The 20,705-nt window shown below is 69.8% G+C and carries 23 protein-coding genes; 10 read left to right on the top strand and 13 right to left on the bottom strand.

Annotation, left to right across the window (positions count from 1 at the left end; genetic code table 11):
• Positions 1–26: 26 nt before the first annotated feature.
• Entirely contained in the window at positions 27–659 is a 633-nt protein-coding gene (locus tag IEZ04_RS12130) for an ATP-binding protein (RefSeq protein WP_189216802.1), read from the bottom strand.
• Between the two features lie 218 nt (positions 660–877).
• Here IEZ04_RS12130 and IEZ04_RS12125 point away from each other — a divergent pair, with 218 nt between their 5' ends.
• The 7 genes from IEZ04_RS12125 to IEZ04_RS12095 all read left to right on the top strand — a co-directional run bounded on the left by IEZ04_RS12125 (position 878) and on the right by IEZ04_RS12095 (position 5,470).
• On the top strand, positions 878–1,723 hold the full coding sequence (locus IEZ04_RS12125; protein ID WP_189216801.1) for a helix-turn-helix domain-containing protein: 846 nt from the start codon (positions 878–880) through the stop codon (positions 1,721–1,723).
• Entirely contained in the window at positions 1,724–1,921 is a 198-nt protein-coding gene (locus IEZ04_RS12120; RefSeq protein ID WP_189216800.1) for a DUF397 domain-containing protein, read from the top strand. It begins immediately after the preceding gene.
• 129 nt (positions 1,922–2,050) lie between these two features.
• Positions 2,051–2,278, top strand: coding sequence for a hypothetical protein (locus tag IEZ04_RS12115; RefSeq protein ID WP_189216799.1), 228 nt, complete (start codon positions 2,051–2,053; stop codon positions 2,276–2,278).
• On the top strand, positions 2,256–2,765 hold the full coding sequence (locus IEZ04_RS12110; protein ID WP_189216798.1) for a DUF6879 family protein: 510 nt from the start codon (positions 2,256–2,258) through the stop codon (positions 2,763–2,765). Before IEZ04_RS12115 ends, IEZ04_RS12110 begins: the two co-directional genes overlap by 23 nt.
• A gap of 24 nt (positions 2,766–2,789) precedes the next feature.
• Positions 2,790–3,635 carry a helix-turn-helix domain-containing protein gene (locus IEZ04_RS12105; protein WP_189216797.1) on the top strand — a complete coding sequence of 282 codons (846 nt, stop codon included), beginning with the start codon at positions 2,790–2,792 and terminating at the stop codon, positions 3,633–3,635.
• Positions 3,636–3,761: 126 nt separating this feature from the next.
• Entirely contained in the window at positions 3,762–4,301 is a 540-nt protein-coding gene (locus tag IEZ04_RS12100) for a class IV adenylate cyclase (RefSeq protein ID WP_189216796.1), read from the top strand.
• Positions 4,302–4,360: 59 nt separating this feature from the next.
• Positions 4,361–5,470, top strand: a complete 1,110-nt coding sequence (locus tag IEZ04_RS12095; RefSeq protein ID WP_189216795.1) for a radical SAM protein — start codon at positions 4,361–4,363, stop codon at positions 5,468–5,470.
• Positions 5,471–5,585: 115 nt separating this feature from the next.
• Here IEZ04_RS12095 and IEZ04_RS12090 read toward each other — a convergent pair whose 3' ends face one another.
• A complete protein-coding gene (locus IEZ04_RS12090) occupies positions 5,586–5,936 on the bottom strand; it encodes a MerR family transcriptional regulator (protein ID WP_189216794.1) in 351 nt (116 codons plus the stop codon).
• An 81-nt stretch (positions 5,937–6,017) separates the two neighbouring features.
• On the opposite strand from IEZ04_RS12090, the gene IEZ04_RS12085 reads away from it, so the two are divergent.
• Positions 6,018–6,677, top strand: a complete 660-nt coding sequence (locus tag IEZ04_RS12085) for an RBBP9/YdeN family alpha/beta hydrolase (RefSeq protein ID WP_189216793.1) — start codon at positions 6,018–6,020, stop codon at positions 6,675–6,677.
• On the opposite strand, the gene IEZ04_RS12080 is transcribed toward IEZ04_RS12085, so the two are convergent.
• The 4 genes from IEZ04_RS12080 to IEZ04_RS12065 all read right to left on the bottom strand — a co-directional run bounded on the left by IEZ04_RS12080 (position 6,678) and on the right by IEZ04_RS12065 (position 9,723).
• Positions 6,678–7,073, bottom strand: coding sequence for a sensor histidine kinase family protein (locus IEZ04_RS12080; RefSeq protein ID WP_189216792.1), 396 nt, complete (start codon positions 7,071–7,073; stop codon positions 6,678–6,680).
• Positions 7,074–7,102: 29 nt separating this feature from the next.
• Positions 7,103–7,987, bottom strand: coding sequence for an MEDS domain-containing protein (locus tag IEZ04_RS12075; protein ID WP_189216791.1), 885 nt, complete (start codon positions 7,985–7,987; stop codon positions 7,103–7,105).
• A 397-nt stretch (positions 7,988–8,384) separates the two neighbouring features.
• Positions 8,385–9,005 (bottom strand): DUF2267 domain-containing protein, encoded by a 621-nt coding sequence (locus IEZ04_RS12070; RefSeq protein WP_229820993.1) that lies wholly within the window; start codon positions 9,003–9,005, stop codon positions 8,385–8,387.
• Positions 9,006–9,303: 298 nt separating this feature from the next.
• The gene (locus tag IEZ04_RS12065; protein ID WP_189216790.1) at positions 9,304–9,723 is read right to left on the bottom strand and encodes an Hsp20/alpha crystallin family protein; all 420 of its coding nucleotides are present in this window, start codon (positions 9,721–9,723) and stop codon (positions 9,304–9,306) included.
• 165 nt (positions 9,724–9,888) lie between these two features.
• Here IEZ04_RS12065 and IEZ04_RS12060 point away from each other — a divergent pair, with 165 nt between their 5' ends.
• Positions 9,889–10,191: a hypothetical protein gene (locus IEZ04_RS12060; protein WP_189216789.1), complete on the top strand. Its 303-nt coding sequence runs from the start codon at positions 9,889–9,891 to the stop codon at positions 10,189–10,191.
• Positions 10,192–10,282: 91 nt separating this feature from the next.
• Here IEZ04_RS12060 and IEZ04_RS12055 read toward each other — a convergent pair whose 3' ends face one another.
• The 3 genes from IEZ04_RS12055 to IEZ04_RS12045 all read right to left on the bottom strand — a co-directional run bounded on the left by IEZ04_RS12055 (position 10,283) and on the right by IEZ04_RS12045 (position 14,346).
• Positions 10,283–10,789, bottom strand: coding sequence for a hypothetical protein (locus IEZ04_RS12055; protein ID WP_189216788.1), 507 nt, complete (start codon positions 10,787–10,789; stop codon positions 10,283–10,285).
• A 300-nt stretch (positions 10,790–11,089) separates the two neighbouring features.
• Positions 11,090–12,562, bottom strand: coding sequence for an MFS transporter (locus tag IEZ04_RS12050; protein WP_189216787.1), 1,473 nt, complete (start codon positions 12,560–12,562; stop codon positions 11,090–11,092).
• Positions 12,563–12,771: 209 nt separating this feature from the next.
• A complete protein-coding gene (locus IEZ04_RS12045) occupies positions 12,772–14,346 on the bottom strand; it encodes a DUF445 domain-containing protein (RefSeq protein ID WP_229820992.1) in 1,575 nt (524 codons plus the stop codon).
• 319 nt (positions 14,347–14,665) lie between these two features.
• On the opposite strand from IEZ04_RS12045, the gene IEZ04_RS12040 reads away from it, so the two are divergent.
• Complete coding sequence (locus IEZ04_RS12040; RefSeq protein ID WP_189216786.1) at positions 14,666–16,015, top strand: SGNH/GDSL hydrolase family protein; 1,350 nt, start codon at positions 14,666–14,668, stop codon at positions 16,013–16,015.
• Between the two features lie 63 nt (positions 16,016–16,078).
• On the opposite strand, the gene IEZ04_RS12035 is transcribed toward IEZ04_RS12040, so the two are convergent.
• Genes IEZ04_RS12035 through IEZ04_RS12020 form a run of 4 tightly spaced genes read right to left on the bottom strand, consistent with a single transcriptional unit; the run spans position 16,079 to position 19,833 of the window.
• A complete protein-coding gene (locus tag IEZ04_RS12035) occupies positions 16,079–17,071 on the bottom strand; it encodes a DUF1707 SHOCT-like domain-containing protein (protein ID WP_189216785.1) in 993 nt (330 codons plus the stop codon).
• A gap of 32 nt (positions 17,072–17,103) precedes the next feature.
• Positions 17,104–18,141: an ABC transporter ATP-binding protein gene (locus IEZ04_RS12030; RefSeq protein WP_189216784.1), complete on the bottom strand. Its 1,038-nt coding sequence runs from the start codon at positions 18,139–18,141 to the stop codon at positions 17,104–17,106.
• A gap of 23 nt (positions 18,142–18,164) precedes the next feature.
• A complete protein-coding gene (locus IEZ04_RS12025; protein WP_229821027.1) occupies positions 18,165–18,989 on the bottom strand; it encodes an ABC transporter permease in 825 nt (274 codons plus the stop codon).
• A gap of 43 nt (positions 18,990–19,032) precedes the next feature.
• Positions 19,033–19,833: an ABC transporter permease gene (locus IEZ04_RS12020; protein WP_189216783.1), complete on the bottom strand. Its 801-nt coding sequence runs from the start codon at positions 19,831–19,833 to the stop codon at positions 19,033–19,035.
• Between the last annotated feature and the right edge of the window lie 872 nt (positions 19,834–20,705).

The raw sequence follows: 20,705 nt of genomic DNA, 5'->3' as shown, positions 1-20,705 counted from the left end.
CCGCACCCAACAACAGTTGTGGCTAACTACGCTGCTTGGGCATCTGCCTCGTGCTGCATCTGAGCCCGATCCAGGATGTCGTCCGGATCCAAACCTCGCGCGGCGGTCCAGTGAAGCAGGTCGGCAATCAGCTTGACCGCTGACTCCTCGAGCCCGATTACACGTCGACCACCGGGCAGGCTGACACCGCCGTCGAGGTTCTGGTACCTCTCCAGGACCTCGACCGCCCTCTCAACGCGACGGCAGCCTCGTCGGGGGGGAAGTGCAATCTCGCACCAGACCGCTTTGCCTGCGGCCGTCAGAACCGTGCCCCAGTCGACAGCCAGGGCCGTGAGCAGATGCAGGCCACGGCCGCACTCTTCATCGCAGTGGGCAGCCCTCAGCGACGGAACGGCGCGACTTCTGTCGTGGACCTCGACACGGAGCCGCTGGTCTTGCGCTTCGAGGATGAGGGTCGCCGATGCGCCAGCTCCGACGTGCTTGAACACGTTCGAAGCCAGCTCGGTGACTAGCAGTTCCGCTTCTTCGGCAGCCTTGCAGATACCCCACTGACCGAGCTGCGCGACGGTCGCCTTTCTGAGCAGGCGCACCTCCGCCGGCTCCGCCTCAAAAGGGAAGACGCAGCGGAGCCGGGCATCGGTGACTTCACGACCAGCCATGGTTACTCCTCCTCGTCGGCCACGCGCATGCCTGCGCCAGCCGTATCCGTACGGCTGCACTGCGTAGCGACCTGGTGACGAGCATGGCACAGAGAAGTCTCGCCGTGTAACTTCTCACAAGAACCCATCGGGTGAATCTGCTGGTACGCCAACTCACGGGCCGCCTAGCCTGCTTCAGGTCTCCGGGCAGGCGCCCGGCGCAGGCGTGAAGGAGTCACATGTCCGTACGGGCCACCACACGACGTCGCCAGCTAGGCGCGACGATGCGCAAGCTACGGGCACGCAAGGGGCTGACCCTTGAGGAGGCCGGAAGGCTCGTCGGCGTCTCGAAAGCAACGGTGAGCAGGTACGAGACGCAGGCCGGCCCGGTCAAATGGCTTGTGATCGATGCGCTTTGCCGTGAGTACGGAGCGACCGAAGCTGAGCGGGAAGCTGTCGTTAGCCTGGCCAAGGACGCCAAGCAGCAGGGCTGGTGGAGTCCCTACGCCGACTCCATCTCGGAAAGCCTGAATCTGTTGCTCACCCTGGAGGACGAGGCCGTACGCGAGGATCACTTCTGCTGCGTCTACGTTCCCGGACTTCTGCAGACCCGTGGATATGTCACTGCCCTGCAGCAGGCCAACGAGGTGCGCTTGGAGCCCGCCAAGATCGAGCAGCTCGTGGACATCCGCATGAAGCGGCAGGAGATTCTCGCGCGGGAGAAGCCCCCTCATCTGTGGGCCATCATCGATGAGTCGGTGATCCACAGGGTTGTCGGATCACCGCAGATCATGAAGGAGCAGCTCAGCCGATTGCTTGAAGCCAACGAGTCGCCCCACATCACACTCCAGGTGCTCCCGTTCTCGAAGGGCGCCCACTCCGCCGCTCTCGGCAGCTTCGTCATGCTCGGTGGCCGTGAACCCGCCCTGGACGTTGTCTACGTTGATCTCCATGCTGGATCGCTGTTCCTGGAGAAGGACGAAGAGCTCGAACGGTACCGGCTTGCGTTCGAGTACCTCCGCGCACAAGCGTTGGACATGGAGGCTTCCTCCGCCATGATCCAGCGAGTCCGCAAGGAGCTGTGAATGCCCGCCGTCCCGCAGTCTGTCTCCGATCACGCCTGGTTCAAGTCGTCCTACAGCGGCGGCAACGAGACGGAGTGCGTGGAGGCCGCGCCCGTAGCTGCTGGTGTGCTGATACGGGACTCGAAGCGTCCGGATGGCCCGTGCCTCTCGGTGCCAGCGGAAGCTTGGACCAGCTTCATCGCCAACGCCTTGGATTAGCGCAACTTCCGGTTCAGCGAGAACAGTGAGGCAGCAGACTCGTAGAAGTTCATGCAAGCCAGTGGCGCTGCAGGAGCATCCGACGCAAGTCTGGCCACGTCGCCCTCACTCACGACCTCGGAGGACAACATGACGTTGCACCGGCTGGGCAAAGACCCCGAGAGTCCCAACAACGGGTCCCCGACCGTGTACCTGGACGACGAGACCGGCAACTACATCCTGCAAGGATGGCGGGTGACGGATGCCGAGCGCCTGGCACAGATGGACATCCCGGATCATGAGACGGTGATCGAGTTCCCGCGGCGCATGATGCAGTTCTTCCCGGAGGTGAACGATGGCGGCGGAATCGGCGTTTGAAGGGCTGTTCCGCTCCGCTCGGCGCAGCGCGTACCACCTGGAGATGCGTGACGCGTACGGGCTTGACGCCGACTATCAGGAGTGGGCTTCGGGTAACCGATTCGACCCGGCGGAGCGCTGGCCCTGGTGGATCGAGCTGGTCTCCGCAGCAGTCGGTCGCGGCGTGGCCGTACATCGCGCGCGTATCGTCTCCGAACCGGTCTCCCCGTACGTGCGGTACGAGTACGAGCTGACGAGCGGGCACAACGTCAAGGCCGGCGAAAGCGTGCGCTGGCTGCCTCGTCGGCGGGCTTCCGGGCTGGCGCTGCCCGGTAACGACTTCTGGCTGTTCGACGGCGGGTCGGTGCTCTTCAACCACTTCGCCGGAGACGGGACGATGACCGGTGAGGAGCTGGTGACCGACCCGGGCGTCGTGGCCCTGTGCGTCTCGGCGTTCGACGCCGTGTGGCAACGTGCGACTCCGCATGAGGAGTACCGGCCCTCCTGACCGATCGCACTCGGAACAATCGACGTGACCTCATCGTCAAGCATTCAGCAAGCCCGGGATGCCTTGGGTAAGCGCCTGCGCGAGATCCGAAAGGACTCGGGTCTGACAGCGCGGGAACTGGCCTCTCGGGCAGGCTGGCATGAGAGCAAGTGCAGCCGCATCGAGAACGGCCGCACGGCTCCCGCGGACGACGACTTGCGTGTATACGCGCTGCACTGCGGCGCCGTCGATCAGACAGCCGATTTGATCGCCACGGCCCGCAACATAGAGGGCTCGTATGTCGAGTGGCAGCGCATGGAACGGTCCGGGTTGCGCCGTGCCCAAGAGTCAGTCCTGCCGCTCTGGGAACGCACCCGGCACTTCCGGGCCTACTCGTCATGGCTCGTTCCCGGTCCCCTGCAGACACGCGCCTACATCACAGCGTTACTCAGTTCCATTCGTGACCGGCGGGGGTTGCCGGACGACTTGGAAGCAGCCGTTCAGGTGCGTGTGGGCAAACAACGGGTCCTGTACGAGGGGTCCCGCCGGTTCGCGGTGCTCCTGGAGGAGAGCGCACTGCGGCATCGCATCGGCGGCAGTGAAGCCATGGCAGGGCAACTCGGTCATCTGCTGACCCTGGCCACCTTGCCGAACGTCAGCCTGGGTGTGATTCCACTCGGTACTGACCGGACCGCGCTATGGCCCGTGGAAGACTTCTGGATTTTTGATGGGTCGCAGGTCAACGTCGAGCTGGTCTCTGCCTTCCTCACCATCACGCAACCGAACGAGGTCGGCATGTATCTGCGGACTTTCGCTTCTCTGGCGGATCTGGCGGTTTACGGTGCCGCTGCCCGGACATTGATCACAGCCGCCATCGACTCTGTCGAATGACCGCTTGCAAGTTCGCGCACGTTCGTTGAGGCTGCTTCCCCGCCGCCCCTAGCCTGTTCTCACATACCGCGGCCAATAGAGGGGCGAGCGTATATCTCACCAGCGACATCTACCGATCGGACAGTCATGGCAGGCATCGAATACGAGGCGAAGGCTCTCAACATCGACCCCGCGAAAACCGCGCGCCTCATCGTAGAGGCCGGCGGCATCCAGCAGGCTGAGCCGCGGCTCATGCGCCGCTACGTCTACGACACCATTCCAGCCGTCCCCGGCCGGTGGGTACGTCTGCGCGATACTGGATCCGGCATCACCCTGTGTGTCAAGCAGATCGCCACGGACACCGTCGACGGCACCCACGAGACGGAGGTGTCGGTCGATTCGTTCGAGGAGGCAAGCGCGCTTCTGCGCCTGATCGGCCTGACGCCGCGCAGTTACCAGGAGAACCGGCGTACCTCCTACACCCTCGGTAGTGCGCGTCTGGAGATCGATGAATGGCCTCGAATTCCGCCGTACCTGGAGATCGAGGCCGACGACGAGTCGCAGGTATGGGATACAGCTGCTGTCCTCGGCATTGACCGCGAGCACCTGACGTCCATCAACACGACCAAGGTCTATGCACTGTACGGAATTGACCTCGATGCCATCGCTGACCTGCGGTTCGAGTAGTCGGCGGTTGTTGGACCCGGCCGCAGCACCATGCCCCGGCCGGTACGGAAGGAGGCTTCATGCATGACATCAGAAACCTGCCGGTCGAGGTCAGACCGGACCGCACCTTACGCGTGAAGATTATTGACGCCTGTGGCCTCGCCTGCTCGTTCTGCCACAATGAGGGCACGCCCGTCGCCAGCGATAACGCTGGACGCTCCGCTGGCCAGTTCACCGGAGCCGCGGGCCGCTCCGGCCGTGTGTCGATCTATCTCAAGACCAACGGCGCCAACTTCCTGCCTGCCCGCATACCCGCCGACACCGATTTCGCTGTCGCGCTCGCCGCAGTCTGTGGCAGTCTCCCAACCAACGAGGTGCATTTCACTGGCGGGGAACCAACCCTGCACCCCGATTTGCCCGGCTTGGTCAGTATCGCCCGGCGCCTCGGGCTGACCGTCGGCCTCACCTCGAACGGCGAGAACGGGGCAGCGGTCCTGCCCGAAGCCGCAGCCGCCGGTCTCGACCGAATCAATCTCAGCGTGTTCGGGACCACTCCCGACGAGCTCGCCGCAGTCCAGGGGCCCCGTCTCGCCTCCCCCAAGCTCGCGGCGCGGAAACTGGATGCGCTCGCGAAGACGATTGAGGTCGCCCGCGAGCACGGCATCAAGGTGTCCGCGAACATCGTCATCCCCGACCACCACCACGTCGAGCGAGTGCTTCGTATCATCGAGCAGCACGGCCGGTCCGCCGAGGTGCGCATGCTCGTCTCGCTGGAGGACGACGGCGCATCGCTTGCCGCCATGCAAGAAGTCGTCAACCACCTCGGCGCTATCCCTACCCGGCGGATTGTCACGGCGGGCGCATCGGATCAGCGGGTTCGGTACCGGCTGCCGGACGGGCGAACGCTGTATGCGAAGAGCATCCGGCCCGTACGCCTGCCGGAGACCTGCGCCGACTGCCAGTTCAACAACCCCGACGACTGTCAGGAGGGGTACTACGGAGTCCGCATGTACCGCGCCATCGACGGTCCGTTCATGGTCGGCGTGTGTATCCAACGGATGGACCTCTGCCTACCGCTCGGTGAGTTCGTCATGAGCCAGAGATGCCAAGAGGTCGCCACCTTCCGCGAGGACGAAGCCGCGCGGCTCGCCCGCCTGCATCCCACGAAAGCAACGGTCGGCGGCGCGTAACCAAAGCGCGCTACCGGCCCGCGCCGGTGGACGAGCCGCAGGCGATGAGGGCTGCGACGGCGGTGCTGGTCAGGAAGGCTTGGCGGCGGCGGGAGCGCCGCCGGTCGCCCCCGTGTCAGGCGCCGCACGCGAGTCCGCTCAGGCGCCGCCGCGTCTCGTGGAGTTCGGCCTGCTTTGCTTCCAGGCGGGCGGCCAAGGCGTCCAGTTCCGCCCGCAGGGCCGGGCACATCTCCAGGGACGTGCCGTGGTCGCCGGTGCGGGCGCAGTCCAGGTAGGTGCGGATGGTCGCGGTGTTCAGGCCGGCGGCGATCATCGTTCTGATCTGGGCCACGCGGACCGCGTCCGCCTCCGAGTAGTCGCGGTAGCCGCTGCTGGTGCGGGTCGGGATCAGGAGTCCTCGGTCCTCGTAGTGGCGCAGTGCTCGCGCGCTCACGCCGGTCAGTTCGGCGAAATCGTTGATCAGCACCGGTGACTCCCCTGCCCCTTGTCCGCTCGTTCCTCCGCCGCTTGACCTTCACACGGGCGTGAACCCCTACCGTCCTGCGGCATGACGACTGCGACAACTGCGCGACGTGCCACGATCATCCACGGTTACGGTGCGACTCCTCAGGACCACTGGTTCGGCCGGCTCGCCGAAGAGCTTGGTGCGAGCGGCATACCGGCCGCTGTCCCGGCGCTTCCGGAACCGGCCGACCCGGACCCCGGACAGTGGGCGGAGGCCGTACACGCCGCGGTGGGTGTCCCGGACGGGAGCTCGTTCGTCGTCGCGCACAGCCTGGGGTGTCTGGCCGTGCTGCGTCACCTGCGGTCGCTCTCGGGGCCCTGGCGGCTCGGCACCCTCGTGCTGGTCTCCGGGTTCGTCGACCGGTTGCCCGCGCTGCCGCGTCTGGACCCCTTCGTCGGTGACGGCTGCGACCTGGAAGGACTCGGCGACCGTGTCGACCGGCTCCTGGTCCTCCGGTCCGACGCGGATCCGTACGTTCCGCCGGGTCACACCGACCGTCTCGCCGCGCTGCTCGGGACGTGCGCGGAGGTGATCCCCGGAGCCGGACACTTCCTCGCGTCCGACGGGGTCACTTCGCTGCCCTGGGCTCTCGCAGCTGTCGCTGCGGTGTCGTCGCCAGGGGAGCACGGGGGCGGTGCGCGCTCGCTCCGGCGCGACGGGACGGGGAAGGGTGAGGGTGAGGGAGGCGTCGCCGCCGTGTGATCACTCGGCCGGGGGCGTGCCGGTGAAGGTGACGACGGTCGCACCCATCGGGGTAGCGGTGATCTTGAGTCGGCCGGACAGATCCTGCACCGTCTCCAGGTCCGGTCCGTCCGGGGCTGTTTCCGTGCCGGGCGGCCGGACGGCACCGGTCTCGTCGGCGTGACACGGGGCCTCGCCGGTCACCTGGCAGTGCAAGGCGCCGTGTTGCTCGTACAGGCGGAGCACTCCGGCGCCTCCGCCGCGCAGAACGCTCCTGGACACCACCTCGTGGACGGCCAGTACGAACTCCTCACGGCGTTCCCGGGGCAGGCCCGCGCCGATGGCCCACTCCCCGGCGTGGAGACGCACCTGCGTGAGGAGCGAGGGAGTGAAAGGGATCTCCAGCAGACCGTTCATGGCAGATGTGCGGTTCCCCGAGGTGGCAGTCACTGTGAGCCCCCCACGGAACGGGGCAGTACGAGGTTCTTCAGTGCGCCTCCACCCACTGCGTCCAGCAGGCGCGCCTGGAAAGGCGAACAGCGGACGTCCACCCACCTGACGTCCTGGGCGCTCGCGACCCGGTGAACCAGGGCCCGTGCGCAGGTCACCGACAGGAAGCACATGCGTGTCAGGTTCAGCAACAGGCGGCCCGACGTGGCGGCTCGGGTCAACGCGTCCTCAAGAGCGGCGTCGAGACGTGAGGCTGTTGCCGTGTCCGCGTCACCGATCACATGCAGGCCGTTGACGCTGTGATAGGTGGCCAGGTCACCGAGGCGCTCCAGCAGGACCATCGGATGGCCGACCCTCATGGCCTCCAGCACGCCCGGATCGAAACGGCGGCGGTCGTAGGTGCAGATCTCCGCGTAGCTGCGGTCGGTGAAGAGGGCGTCCGCGTGGGTCTCGCGGAACATCACTCCCTCGACGTCCATGCCCAGATCCTCCACCCAGGCCATGTCGATCACCGAGCGCAGCCCGGCGTAGCCCTCCTGCCGGGCGCGCACGCTCTCCTCCCACAGGCGGCCGATCTGCCGCTGGGCCGTGAAGCGACGATCCGGGTGGATGAGGGCCCGCATGCTGGTGATCTCCAACTGGCCCTTGGAGTACGCCTTCTCGACCGCCGGAGACCACATGGACAACCGCTCGAGCACCTCCTCGTGCTCGACGGCCGGGTCCGCCAGGGCGATGACCTTGTCGCCATTGGTGAGCCCGGACCGGGTGAAGGCCGACAGCACTTCCCAGCGGTCGTCGTCGTCGGCGTAATGGGCGAAAGCATGATCCCCCAGCCCCATGTCCTGTACAGCCCTGGTGCGGGCATCGACCGCGACCGGCATGATGCTTCCTTCCCTGGTCCCGCCTGACGTCGTGCCGCCTTTCGTTGCAGCGGGCGGGACGACGGTTAAGCACGGCAGGCTAGCCAGTCGGGTGGACACGGCGCGGTCGGTACGCGCACTCCGCGGGAAGTTGACACGAGCCTGTCCGAGGCCGACCTCTCGGTGACTGACCGGCAGTACATGGTGACTGACCGGCAGTACATGTGGATCGTTTGCCACGGTCACGGGTGCACGGGTGCACGGGTGCACGGGTGCACGGCGAGGAGCTTCCGGCGCGGCGATCACTGCGCCCGGCGGTCGGTGTGCGCGAGGGTGATGCCGTCGGGGGAGGTGCGGCGGCCAGTGGCGGTGCCGTCGGAAGGTGTGGCCGACACTGGCCGTTCGCCTCCGCCGGGTGTCAGCCGGCCGGGAGCAGCTGCGGCCGGCCGAACAGCAGCGCGTAGCCGGACGGGAGCTCCGCCAGGACGCGGTCGATCAGGGCGTCGTCCACGAAGCGCGGCAGGGCGCTCAGCACGGAGCTCACGTCCCAGCGTGCCGTGGCCGGGGTGGCGCCGTCGATACGGGTCGCGATCCGGTCCACGAACTGGGCGGCGGTCAGCGGCTGGGTCACCGGGAGCTGGGATGCGATGAGCCGGCCCGCCGTCTCGGGCAGCCGCTGGGCCAGCTCGACGCGCTCGTCGCCGACGACGTGCCCGCCCAGCGCGGCCAGGACGATACGGGTGACGTGGGCGGCCTTCTCACTGGTCGGGTACTGGCCCGTCTCGCGAACCGCCTCGACGAGTTGCTCCCAGGTCGGCCTGGTGCCGTGGGGAGAAGCCTCACGGGAGGCCTCGGAGGAGGCGACGGGGCCGGTCGGGGCGAGGGTGGCGGTCGGGATGAGAGGCGTCGTCGGTACGGGGGCGGGGGTGGCGGCGGGGGCGGTGGTGCCGAGGGCGCTCGGGGCGGCGGCGGTCGCGGTGTTCACGGTGCTCCGGGTGGTCGTCGCGCTCTGCGCTTCGATGGCGGGGGTCGCGGTCATGATCGGGGGTTCCTCCGGTTCCGGTCCGGTACCCGTGGGGGCGGCGCGCGGGAACCGCGCATCCGGGTACCCCGATCCGTCGGGATTCGGACCGTTCGTGCACATGCGGGTTCCTGTGTCCCGGCTCACGTATGCCAGTGATCCGGGCCACATGGCCGCGCCCCCGGTCGGCGTACGCGTCCGCGGTGGCGGGGCGTACGCGCTCGCGAGGGCGCGGCGCGGTCGGTGAGCGGGTGGTGGGCGGTCAGCTCCCGCACATGAGCCGACCGGCCCTTCGGCTTCCGAGCCGGCCGGCCGTTCAGCTCTTGAGCTGCTTCGGGCCGCTGCCGCCGGCGATCTGGATGCGGCGCGGCTTGGCCTTCTCGGTCACCGGGATGCGCAGGGTGAGGACGCCGGCGTCGTACGAGGCTTCGATGCGTTCGGTGTCGAGGGTGTCCCCGAGGAACAGCTGACGGCTGAAGCTGCCGGAGGGGCGCTCGGACACGATCAGCTCGGCGCCTTCGGGGGCCGGGTTGCGGCGTTCGGCGCGTACGTTCAGGACGTTGCGCTCGACGTCCAGGTCGATCGACTCCGGGTCGATGCCGGGGAGGTCGAAGTGGACGATGAAGTCGTCGCCGGACCGGTAGGCGTCCATGTGCATCGCCGCCGGACGGGCGGAACCGAAGACCTGCTGCGCGAAACGGTCGAATTCGCGGAAGGGGTCCGTACGCATGAGCATCACAGGCCATCTCCTTTCGGGGTGGGTTCGAGGTGCGATGCCCTTACGTGTTCTTATATAGCTCGGAGACAGAAAGTTGACAAGCTCCGACTCAAGTCAGCCGAATCGAGCCGGGGCCGGACAACTGCAATGGACAACTGCGACGGACGACTGCAGGAGGCAGGGATGGCGAAGGTTCCCACGGCGGCGATGGCCGCCGGCGGGCTCATCGGCGGGTACGGCGTGGCCCGTTGGACGCGGAAGCGCCAGCTCGGCGGGGCCGTTCTGGTCCTCGCCGGGGCCGTGGCCGCCGAGCAGTGGCGGCGGGAAGCGGGAGGGGTGGCCGCCTCGGCGCTGACCGTCGCGTACGGCGCCGCCTTCGCGGGGGCGCATCCGCTGGCCAAGAAGGTGGGGGCGTGGCCCGCGGTGTTCGGGGTCGCGGGGGGTGTGGCGCTGGCGTCCTGGCTCGTGGCCGACCGCCGCTCGTGACACTGCGCGTCGGAGGGCGGTGGCCGGGTGCGGGTGGGTGCGTTGTGGCTGGTCGCGCAGGTCGCACAGTTCCCCGCGCTCGTTGACGGCGCTAGTGGCACCCCTCGCTCTGGTGCGCCCGGAACACCCAGCCCTCCGCCGCCCGGTCGCGTTCCGCCCCGAACGTGAAGCGGCGGGCCACGCTCGCCGCGACCAGCACTCCCGCGCTGATGACCAGCGTGAAGAGCGCCCACGCGAGCGGCCACGCCACCGCCGCGTCCGGGGTCTCGGGGTGGGTGCGGAAGGAGATGTACATCAGCGTCACCGGCGGTGCCGCCACCACCAGCAGGGGCCAGGCCAGCGCGTCCCGGTGGCCGAAGTAGGCGGCCAGGGCGAGCAGGACCACGGCGAGGACGGCCACGCCCGGTCCGGTCACCGGGGTCGTCTCGGTGATCGAACCGGGCGTCTCCGCGCGGTTGCGCAGGTCCCAGGGAAGGCAGAGGCCGTACGCGGCCGCGGCCACGGCGGCGCCGAGCAGGCGGGTCAGCCAGCGTTCCGGCCAGGAACACGTGCGCAGGGGACGGAGCAGCTTGCGGGAGCGGAGCAGCTTCTCGGTCATGCGTAAGAGGGTGTCCGGGCGGACGGCGGGGCGACAGAGTACGCGTACTCAGTCACCCGTACTCAGACGTACTCAGACACGGGGCGTGTCCGCCGTACTCAGACACGGGGCGTGTCCGCCGTCCCCGGACACGGGGCATGTCCGCGCCCTGCCGTCGCCGTCGCCGCTGCCGCACCCTGCAGATCGTCTGCGGGTCCCCTGCAGATCGCCTGCGGGTCCCCTGCAAATCACCTGCGGATCCCCTGCAAATCGCCTGCGAGTCCCCTCAGGATCCCGAGGACCCGGCGAACCGCCCGGCGCCTACGCCGCCGACAGCGGCTGGGCGATGTCCTCCAGCGAACGGCCCTCCGCCCGTACCGCCAGGAACGCCGCCACCAGGCCCGCCGCGCACATCAGGCCCGCGCCGATCTGGAAGGCGAGGACCGTGTCCCCGACGACGCCCGACTCCGTCAGCGTGGAGAAGATGAGCGGGCCGCTGATGCCGCCGGCCGCGGTGCCGATCGCGTAGAAGAAGGCGATGGCCATCGCGCGGGTCTCCATGGGGAAGATCTCCGAGACGGTCAGGTACGCGCTGCTCGCACCCGCCGACGCGAAGAACAGCACCACGCACCAGCAGGCCGTGAGGGTCGTCGCGCTCAGCGAGCCGCGGTCGAAGAGGAAGGCCGTGCCGAACAGCAGCACACCGGAGAGCAGGTACGTGCCGGAGATCATGATCCGGCGGCCGACCGTGTCGAAGAGGTGGCCGAGCAGCAGCGGGCCGAGGAAGTTGCCGGCCGCGATGAACGCGAAGTAGTAGCCGGTGTGCCCCGTCGGCACGTCGAAGAAAGTGGTGAGGATCGCGCCGAAGCCGAACGTGATCGCGTTGTAAAGGAACGCCTGGCCGATGAAGAGGGAGAAGCCGAGGGTGGCGCGCTTCTTGTAGGTGGAGAAGACCGTACGGGCGATCTCGCCGAAGCCGATGCTCCTGCGCTGGTGGATGGTGATCTCCCGGGTGGCCGGCGGCAGCTCCTTGCCGGTCTCCGCGGCGACCTCCTTCTCCACCCCGGACACCAGCTTCTCCGCCTCCTCCGTGTGGCCGTGGATCAGCAGCCAGCGCGGGCTCTCCGGCACGTGCCGCCGCACGAGCAGGATGACCAGACCGAGGATCACGCCCATCGCGAAGGTCAGCCGCCAGCCGACGTTCATCGCGAAGACGTCCGTGTCCAGGGCGACGATCGACAGCAGCGCACCGCCTATGGCGCCCAGCCAGTAGCTGCCGTTGATGATGATGTCGACGCGGCCCCGGTACTTGGAGGGGATCAGCTCGTCGACCGCGGAGTTGATCGCCGCGTACTCACCCCCGATGCCGAAACCGGTCAGGAAGCGGCAGATGAAGAACCACCAGGGCTCGAACGAGATGGCGGTCAGGGCGGTGGCCCCGAGATAGACCATCAGCGTCACCATGAACAGCTTCTTGCGGCCGTAAATGTCCGTGAGGCGGCCGAAGAAGAGTGCCCCCGCGCACGCGCCCGCCACGTACAGAGCCGCCGCGATGCCTGTGACCTGGGCGGACGAGATCGGCAGGCCGCTGCCCTCCTCGGAGAGGCGGCCCGCGATGTTGCCGACGACCGTGACCTCGAGGCCGTCGAGGATCCATACGGTGCCGAGACCGATGACGATCATCCAGTGCCAGCGTGACCAGGGCAGCCGGTCGAGCCTGGCGGGGATGGATGTGGTGACGGTGCCGGCCTCGTGGCCGGCACCGGAAGCTGCCTGTGGTGCGGAAGCGGTCATGGGCTCCCTCCTCGGGTCCTCGGGGTCTCCCCCTCGTTGCTGGGGACCGCGAGCGGCGTGGCCGCGTCCGCGTACTGAGCTGTTCACCGGGACACCGGGACGGTGGTCCTCACTGAAGCAGTACGCGCGGCACGGCCACGGGGCTGGGCGGACACGCCACCGTGTGCCCCGGGAGGCCGAGCATTACGCCCGGGGTGCCCGCGGCGGCGTCACGCCCCGAGCGCCTGCGACAACGTGTAGATCAACAGGCCGGCGAGGGAGCCCACCACCGTGCCGTTGATGCGGATGAACTGGAGGTCGCGCCCGATGTGCGCCTCGATCTTCTTCGTGGTGTGCTCGGCGTCCCAGCCGGCGACCGTGTCCGTGATCAGCGAGGTGATCTCCCCGCGGTAGGTCGTGACGACGTACACCGCCGCGCCCTCGACCCAGCCGTCCACCTTGGACTGGATCTTCGGGTCGGTGGCCATGCGGGCGCCGAGCGACAGGAGCGAGGCCCGGACGCGCAGCCGCAGTTCGCTGCGCTCGTCCTCGGCCGCGGCGACGATCATGGACCGTACGGCCGTCCACGCGGACGCGATCAGGTCCTGTACCTCGCCCCGGCCCAGCACCTCGCCCTTGAGCCGCTCCACGCGCGCGCGGGTCTCGGTGTCGGACTGGAGGTCGGAGGCGAAGTCGGAGAGGAAGCGGTCGAGGGCGCCGCGGGCGGGGTGGGAGGGCGAGTCCCGCATCTCGGTGACGAAACGGAGCAGCTCCTTGTAGACGCGCTCGCCGACCTTCTTGTCCACGAACCGCGGGGTCCAGCCGGGGGCGCCGCCCTGCACCGCCGCCATGACCTGCTCGTCGTGGAGGACCAGCCAGTCGTGGGCGCGGTTGACGACCAGGTCGACGACCCGCCGGTGGCCGCCGTCGGCGACGATCTTCTCCAGCATCTTGCCGACGCCGGGGGCTATCTCCTGGGCGTCGGCGCGCCGGGTGATGGCCTCGCCGACCACGGCCTGCACGTCGGAGTCGCGCAGCACGGTCAGCGCGCCGCGCAGCGCGGTCGCGAGCTCGGCGGTCACCCGGTCGGCGTGCTCCGGTACGGCCAGCCAGGCGCCGAGGCGGCTGCCTATGCCCACGGCGCGCAGCCGCTGCCGTACGACCTCCTGGGAGAGGAAGTTCTCCCCGACGAACTCGCCCAGGGAGACCCCTAGCTGGTCCTTCTTGGTGGGGATGATCGCGGTGTGCGGGATGGGGAGGCCCAGGGGGTGCCGGAAGAGCGCGGTCACCGCGAACCAGTCGGCGAGGGCACCGACCATGCCGGCCTCGGCGGCCGCGGCGACGTATCCGGCCCAGGCGCCGGCGCCCTGGTGCTCCGCGAACGTGGCCAGGACGTAGACGAGCGCCACGAGGACGAGCAGCCCGGTCGCGGTCGCCTTCATCCGCCGGACGCCCCGCCGCTTCTCCTCGTCGGCGGCGCTGAAGGCCGCCATGGAACGACGCGGCACGTCGGCGGGTGCCGCCTTCCCGGCGGGTGCGGCGGGGGGTACGGGACCGGGCGCGCCGACGTGCTCCGTGCGGGTGCGTCCCGCACGGGTGTGCTCCGTGCTGCCGTGGTCCGTGCCGTGGCGGTCCGTGCTGCCGTGGTCCGTGCCGTGGCGGTCCGTGCCGTCGTGCTCCGTGCCGTCGTGGGGGCGGTCGGCCCGGGCGCGGCCGTCAGGGCGGCCGTCAGGGCGGCCGCCGATGGCCTCCGGTCCGGGCCGGAGGCCCTCCGTGTCGGGTTCTTCCGGTTTCCTGCGGTCCATTCACTCCACCCGTTCGCGTCCCCCGTGTCCCATTGTCCCTTCATCTGCCCGCATCGGCCCGGGTCAGCCCCTGTTCCGAATCGTCGCCCCGTCCGCCTTCCCGGCCCTCACCACGCCCCCCTCGCCGAGCCCCCGCGCCCGTTCGTGAAGTCTTCCTACTCCTACTCCCGGAACGGAACAGGAGTTCCCGGTGTCTGTCCGGTCGGGGGAACCCGCGGGGGTCACCGAGGCGCCTCCCGACCTCATGACGCATGATGAGGTGATCACATCGGAGCCTCGGGAGCCTCGGGGCTCCCTACGCCGAGGAGAAGCGCACCGCATGACCAAGCGTCACGGTTATGCCTTGCTCGCCGCGATCTGCGCGCTGATCGTGGCCGTGTCGACCGCGATATACGTCGGTGCCGCCGGTACCGGCCCCGGCGGCAGAACCGACGACGACGGAACCGGCCACCGCCCCCTCGCCGGGAGCCGGCCGCACAACTCCGCCGCCCCCGCCTCCACCGGTACCTGGGTCGGCACCTGGTCCGCCTCCCCGATGGGCGGTGAACCGGGCACCGAGATGCACGGCTGGGCGGGCCGCTCGGTACGCAACGTGGTGCACGCGGGCGCCACCGGTACGAGTGCCCGCGTCACGCTGTCCAATCTCTACGGGCAGCAGCCGCTGACCCTCTCCCACGCCTCGATCGCGGTCGCCGCCGCCGGGGGCGCCCCGGCCGCGGCCGCCGGCACCATGCGCCGCCTCACCTTCGGCGGCAGCACCTCCGTCGTCGTTCCCGCGGGTGAGCAGGTCGTCAGCGACGCCGTACGGCTCACGGTCACGCACGGCACCGACCTGCTGGTGACCACGTACTCCCCCACCCCGTCGGGCCCGGTCACCTACCACCCGCACGCCCGGCAGACCTCGTACACCGCCGAGGGCGACCGCACCGAAGACGTCAGCGGGAAGGCGTACACCACGAAGACCCTGTACTGGCGCTACGTCACCGCGGTCGACGTGCTGAGCAACGAGTCGGACGGCACCGTCGTCGTGTTCGGCGACTCGCTCACCGACGGCTCGACCTCCACCGTGGACGCCAACCGGCGCTGGACGGACGTCCTCGCGGCCCGGCTGCGCGACGCGTCGGGCACCTCGGGCGTGCCCCGCTACACCGTGGTCAACCAGGGCATCAGCGGCAACCAGGTCCTCCGCCACGGCACCGGCCGGCCTGCCGAGAACCCCAGTGGCGTCTCCCGCTTCGCACGCGACGTGCTCGGCCGTACGGGCGTCGAGGCCGTCGTCATCGACCTCGGCATCAACGACATCCTGCGCAGCCGGGGCCGCCCCGACGCGGATGCCGTGCTGAGCGGGCTGCGGAGCATGGTCGCCCAGGCGCACGCGCGTGGGCTGCGCGTCGTCGGCGCGACCCTGATGCCCTTCCGGGGCCACCGCGGCTACCGGGAGGACCGCGAGGCCGCACGGCAGGCGGTCAACGCGGAGATCCGCGCGGGCAGGGTCTTCGACGCGGTGGTCGACTTCGACAAGGCGCTGCGGGACCCGTACGACCCACGCCGGCTGAAGGCCGAGTACGACTGCGGGGACCATCTCCACCCCAGCGACCGGGGGTACGCGCGCATGGCGGAGGTGTTCGACCTGCGGACGCTGAAGGGGGCGGCTCCGGCGGAGCTGTGAGGGCGCGGGGGCGCGGGGGCGGGACGTGGGGGGCGGGACGTGGGGACGCGGAGGCGCTCCCCGTCAGTACTCCCCGTACTTCCCGTCCCGCCGCCGCTCCCGCTCCTCGCGGCGGGCCTCCCGCTCCTCACGGCGGACCTCGCGGCGTTCGCGCTGCCACTCGCGGTGGTCCTCCATGGCCTCCCGGACGGTCTCCATCGCCTCGCGATGGGCCTCGCGGGTGGTCTCCATGGCCTCGCGGTGGACCGCGCGGAAGTCGTGCATGTGGTCACGGCCCGCGGCGGGGAGCTCCTCGCGGTCGCGGGCGGAGCCGTCGAGGTTCTTGCGCGCGGCCCTGCGCTCCAGCTTCTCCTGGCGGCGGGCCTCCTTCTGGCGCTGCCGCTCGGCCCGGGACAGCTTGCGGGTGACGCCGACACCGCCCCAGAACGCGAAACCGGTGATGACCACGCGCGGTGCGCCGGGATCGCCCGGGACACCCTCCTCGCTGTGGTCGAAGCCGCCCATGACGCCTATCCCGCGCACGACGACCTCGACGCCGGGCGGCACGATCACCTCCATGCCGCCCATGACCGCCACACAGTTGAGGACGACCTCACGGTCGGTGAAGTCCGCGTCGCGCAGGTCGATGACCCCGCCGCCCCAGAACGCGAAGGAGTTGAACCGCTTCGGCACGATCCAGCGGCCCTTGCGCTCGAAGCCGGACATGACCGCCACGCCCCACGTGGACGAGCCCTCGCCCCCGACGATGCGCCGGTCCCAACCGCCGCCCGGCTCCGGGGCCTTGGACAGCGACACCACCGGCGGGGCCACGACCCCCGGGCCCGGCAGGTCACGGGTGATCGGCGCCAGCTCGCCGTAGGTGCGCGCCGCGTACGTCGCCTCCAGGCGTTCCTCGAACTCCTGCATGTCGAGCCGGCCCTCGGCCAGGGCGTCCCGCAGTCGCTCGACGACCTGGTCGCGGTCGGCGTCGGAAGCCCGCAGACCGTCCGCGGACGGAGTGCCGCCGGCAGCCGAAGTGCCGTCCGTGGCCCGGAGTTCAGGGAGTTCGTCGGTCATGGAGCCAGCCTACGAGCAAGTAGTGCGCCGGGCTACGAGACCGCCTCCGTCGCCTGACCGCCTCTTCCCACCCCGCCCTCCTCGTTCACCTGTCCGGACCGTTCCGTCCGCTCCGCGTACATCTTGGCGATCACCGCCTCGATGTCCGGTTCCCGCACGGACAGGTCCACCAGCGGGTAGGCCGCCGCGATCCGCGCCACCAGTGGTGCCGCCGACTCCGACGCCGGGAACGCGAGCCACTGCCGGGGCCCCTCCACCCGCACCACGCGCGCGGGTGCCGCCTCGATCGGCGGCAGCTCCCGCTCCAGGTCCACCACCAGCGTCCGCTCGCTCTCCCCCACCTCGTGCAGGGACGCGAGCGGACCGTCGTACATCAGGCGCCCGTGGTCGATGACCATGACCCGCCGGCAGACCTGCTCGATGTCCTGGAGGTCGTGCGTGGTGAGCAGCACGGTCGTGCCGCGCTCGGCGTTCAGGTCCCGCAGGAACTCCCGCACCCTGGCCTTGCTGATCACGTCGAGACCGATGGTCGGCTCGTCCAGGTACAGCACCTCGGGGTCGTGCAGCAGCGCCGCCGCGATGTCGCCGCGCATCCGCTGGCCGAGGGAGAGCTGCCGTACCGGCACCTCCAGCAGGTCGCCCAGGTCGAGGAGCTGGACGCAGCGGTCCAGGTTCTCGCGGTAACGGGCGTCCGGGATGCGGTACATGCGGTGCATCAGCCGGTACGAGTCGATCAGCGGGAGATCCCACCACAGGGTCGTGCGCTGGCCGAAGACGACACCGATGCGGCGCGCGAGGCGGGTCCGCTCACGGGAAGGATCGATGCCCGCGACGCGCAGCCGGCCGCCGCTCGGGGTCAGGATGCCGGTGAGCATCTTGATGGTGGTGGACTTGCCCGCGCCGTTCGGCCCGATGTAGCCGACCATCTCGCCGCGCGCCACGGCGAACGAGATCGAGTCGACCGCCCGCACCTCGTGCCGCTCACGGCGCAGGAACCCGGTCTTCCTGCGGACCTGGAAGACCTTCTCGACCCGGTCGAGCCGGATGAAGTCGTGCGCGTCACTCACCATGTGCGTCCAGCTCCCCTGACTTCCTAACTGCCCGTACTCCGGTAGGTGCGCAGCCCCGCCCGCCAGGCCAGGCCCGCCAGCGCGCAGCAGCCCGCCGCTACCAGGGGCGACGCGAACGCCGTCCAGCCCGGCAGGTCGAGCGGATACGGCCGCTCCAGCACGTACAGCGCGGGCAGCCAGTTGACGAAGGCCAGCGGCAGCACGAAGGTCACCCCGCGCACCAGCTCCTTGGCGAACACCGTCGGCGGGTACTGCGTCAGCGTGGTGCCGCCGTACGTGAAGGCGTTCTGCACCTCGGAGGCGTCCTGCGCCACGAACTGGAAGGCACCGCCCGCCACGAACACCGCCCCGAAGATCAGACCGCCGCTCAGCAGCATCACGGGCACCATCAGCACCTTCAGCGGGGTCCACGCGATGTCGAGCACGGCGACGGCGTACCCGAGGACCAGCAGCCCCTGGGTGACCCGGCCGAGCCTGCGCAGCGCGAACCGGTCCGCGGCCACCTGCGCGAGCACGGGCACGGGACGCACCAGCAGTGTGTCCAGCGTGCCGTCGCGCACCCGCCGCCCGAGCCGCTCCATGGACCCCACCGCCAGGTCGACCAGCCCGAAGGCGGTGCTGGTCAGGCCGTACAGGAAGGCGACCTCGGGCAGCGTGTAGCCGCCCAGCCGGTCGACCTGCGAGAACATCAGCATGATCGCGACGAAGTCGAGCACGGTGCCGGCGAAGTTGCCGAACGTGGTCATCGCGAAGGAGAGCCGGTAGGCCATGGTGGAGCGGATCCACATCGCGGCGATCATCCGATAGGCGCGCAGCCCTTCCCGGAGCCGCCGGTACGGGGTGTACAGGTGGTCCGGGGTGCTCGAGTCGTACGGTCCCGTGGTCGTCGGGCTAGCCACCCTGCACCACCACCCTCCGCGTCGCCGCCGCCTGCAGCAGCCGGCCGGCGGCGAGGAGCGCCGCCGCCCACGCGCCCTGGAAGGCGAACGTGCCCAGCGGATCGGCCTGCCCCAGCAGGACGTCCGCGGGCCGCTGGAGCAGCGACGACCACGGCAGCGCCCGCGCGACCTCGCCCAGCGCCCCCGGGAACACGTTCAGCGGGAGCAGCATCCCGGAGAAGAAGATCCCGCACAGGCCCGCGAGCTGCGCCGCGCCCATGCCGTCCAGGAGCCAGAACGCGCACAGCGCGACCAGGAAACGGATCGCGAAGCCGACGACGAGACCGAGGAGGACGGCGACGAGAAAGAGAAGCCACGTGAACGGATCGCCCGGCAGCGCGAGTTCGAAGACCAGCGCCCCGAACGCCAGCGGCGCCACCCCTCGCCCGAGCAGCTGGAACGCGGCCCGGCCCAGGTCCCCGGACAGCCACCACAGCTGGAGGTCGACGGGCCGGTACAGGTCCACGGCGATGTCCCCGGTGCGGATCCGCTCGATCAGCTCGTCCTCGAAGCCGCCGCCCATGACGGACATCACGATCAGCAGCGCCTGGCCGATCCACACGTAGGTCAGCGCCTGTGCCTGGTCGTACCCGCCGAGTTGGGGCTTCTCGTTCCAGAGGGCGATGTAGGTGTATGCAAGGATGAGCCCGAAGACGGTGTTGGTGAACACCCCTGCCGCGGTGGCCGCCCGATACGTCGCGTACCGCCTGAAGCCACCGGCGGCGACGGCGGCGTACAACCGCCCTGTCCCCACGAGGAACCTCCCACCGCTGCGAAATGTTGTACCGGAAGTAGTCGAACGAGCCGAACGAGCCGGAAGGCCGCCCTCCGGGCCGGTTCGGGCCGAAGCGCAGGAGCCTAGTACGCGAGTGATCGGCGGGCCACAGGTTTTCGGTCGCGAAACGTGCCGGGACCGGCGCAACGGTCGGGGTGGTGCAAGAGTCTTCAGGTGGGGGCCAGAAGGCGTACGACGACGTACGGCGACGTAGGACGCGAAACAGGAGCACGGCAGCTTGAACAGCGACGAGCCGCAGCCGCAGCGGAAGAGTCAGGGCCGGGCGCCCGGGGAACCGGAGCCCGGCACTCGGCCGGCGGCCCGCAAGCAGGGCCCTGCCGGGCCCACCGGCAACCACGGGTCCGCCGGCGCCACGGGGGGTGGCCCTCGCGGAACCCGCGGTGGCCAGGTCCATGGTGGCTTCGGTGACCGGGACCAGGGTGCCTCCGGTGGCCAGGGTGCCTCCGGTGGCCAGGGCCACGGCGCCACTGGAGGCCCGGCCCACGGCGCCTCCGGTGGCCCGGGCGGTCGGGATGGTCGGGGTGGCCGGGACGGCCAGGACAACCGGAACGGCAACGGCCGGAACAACCAGGACAACCGGGACAACCAGGTCGGCCGGACCAGCCGGGACGGCCGGGGTGAGCGGAACGGCCAGGACGGTCCGGGCGGCCAGGACGGCCGGGGTGGCCCCGGTGGGCAGACCCACGGCGCCTCCGGTGGCCAGGGCGGCCGGAACGGCCGAGGTGGCGAGACCGGCCGAAACGGTCAGGACACCTCGGGCGGCCGAGGCGGCCAGGACGGCCGAGGCGGCCGGAACGGCCAGGACGGTCCGGGCGGCCTCGGTGGGCAGA

Origin of the sequence: Streptomyces ruber, from assembly GCF_014648075.1 — a bacterium.
In the GTDB taxonomy this organism is placed as follows: Bacteria; Actinomycetota; Actinomycetes; order Streptomycetales; family Streptomycetaceae; genus Streptomyces; species Streptomyces ruber.
This window is presented reverse-complemented; position numbering and strand designations above follow the sequence as displayed.

What these genes read in the sequence shown, in the direction of transcription:
- IEZ04_RS12040 (WP_189216786.1), top strand. Translation starts at nt 14,666, where the DNA reads ATGACCAAGCGTCACGGTTATGCCTTGCTCGCCGCGATCTGCGCGCTG.
- IEZ04_RS12110 (WP_189216798.1), top strand. Translation starts at nt 2,256, where the DNA reads ATGGCGGCGGAATCGGCGTTTGAAGGGCTGTTCCGCTCCGCTCGGCGC.
- IEZ04_RS12045 (WP_229820992.1), bottom strand. Translation starts at nt 14,346, where the DNA reads ATGGACCGCAGGAAACCGGAAGAACCCGACACGGAGGGCCTCCGGCCC.
- IEZ04_RS12120 (WP_189216800.1), top strand. Translation starts at nt 1,724, where the DNA reads ATGCCCGCCGTCCCGCAGTCTGTCTCCGATCACGCCTGGTTCAAGTCG.
- IEZ04_RS12085 (WP_189216793.1), top strand. Translation starts at nt 6,018, where the DNA reads ATGACGACTGCGACAACTGCGCGACGTGCCACGATCATCCACGGTTAC.
- IEZ04_RS12070 (WP_229820993.1), bottom strand. Translation starts at nt 9,005, where the DNA reads ATGACCGCGACCCCCGCCATCGAAGCGCAGAGCGCGACGACCACCCGG.
- IEZ04_RS12060 (WP_189216789.1), top strand. Translation starts at nt 9,889, where the DNA reads ATGGCGAAGGTTCCCACGGCGGCGATGGCCGCCGGCGGGCTCATCGGC.
- IEZ04_RS12095 (WP_189216795.1), top strand. Translation starts at nt 4,361, where the DNA reads ATGCATGACATCAGAAACCTGCCGGTCGAGGTCAGACCGGACCGCACC.
- IEZ04_RS12050 (WP_189216787.1), bottom strand. Translation starts at nt 12,562, where the DNA reads ATGACCGCTTCCGCACCACAGGCAGCTTCCGGTGCCGGCCACGAGGCC.
- IEZ04_RS12115 (WP_189216799.1), top strand. Translation starts at nt 2,051, where the DNA reads ATGACGTTGCACCGGCTGGGCAAAGACCCCGAGAGTCCCAACAACGGG.
- IEZ04_RS12100 (WP_189216796.1), top strand. Translation starts at nt 3,762, where the DNA reads ATGGCAGGCATCGAATACGAGGCGAAGGCTCTCAACATCGACCCCGCG.
- IEZ04_RS12030 (WP_189216784.1), bottom strand. Translation starts at nt 18,141, where the DNA reads ATGGTGAGTGACGCGCACGACTTCATCCGGCTCGACCGGGTCGAGAAG.
- IEZ04_RS12065 (WP_189216790.1), bottom strand. Translation starts at nt 9,723, where the DNA reads ATGCTCATGCGTACGGACCCCTTCCGCGAATTCGACCGTTTCGCGCAG.
- IEZ04_RS12125 (WP_189216801.1), top strand. Translation starts at nt 878, where the DNA reads ATGTCCGTACGGGCCACCACACGACGTCGCCAGCTAGGCGCGACGATG.
- IEZ04_RS12035 (WP_189216785.1), bottom strand. Translation starts at nt 17,071, where the DNA reads ATGACCGACGAACTCCCTGAACTCCGGGCCACGGACGGCACTTCGGCT.
- IEZ04_RS12130 (WP_189216802.1), bottom strand. Translation starts at nt 659, where the DNA reads ATGGCTGGTCGTGAAGTCACCGATGCCCGGCTCCGCTGCGTCTTCCCT.
- IEZ04_RS12075 (WP_189216791.1), bottom strand. Translation starts at nt 7,987, where the DNA reads ATGCCGGTCGCGGTCGATGCCCGCACCAGGGCTGTACAGGACATGGGG.
- IEZ04_RS12055 (WP_189216788.1), bottom strand. Translation starts at nt 10,789, where the DNA reads ATGACCGAGAAGCTGCTCCGCTCCCGCAAGCTGCTCCGTCCCCTGCGC.
- IEZ04_RS12080 (WP_189216792.1), bottom strand. Translation starts at nt 7,073, where the DNA reads ATGAACGGTCTGCTGGAGATCCCTTTCACTCCCTCGCTCCTCACGCAG.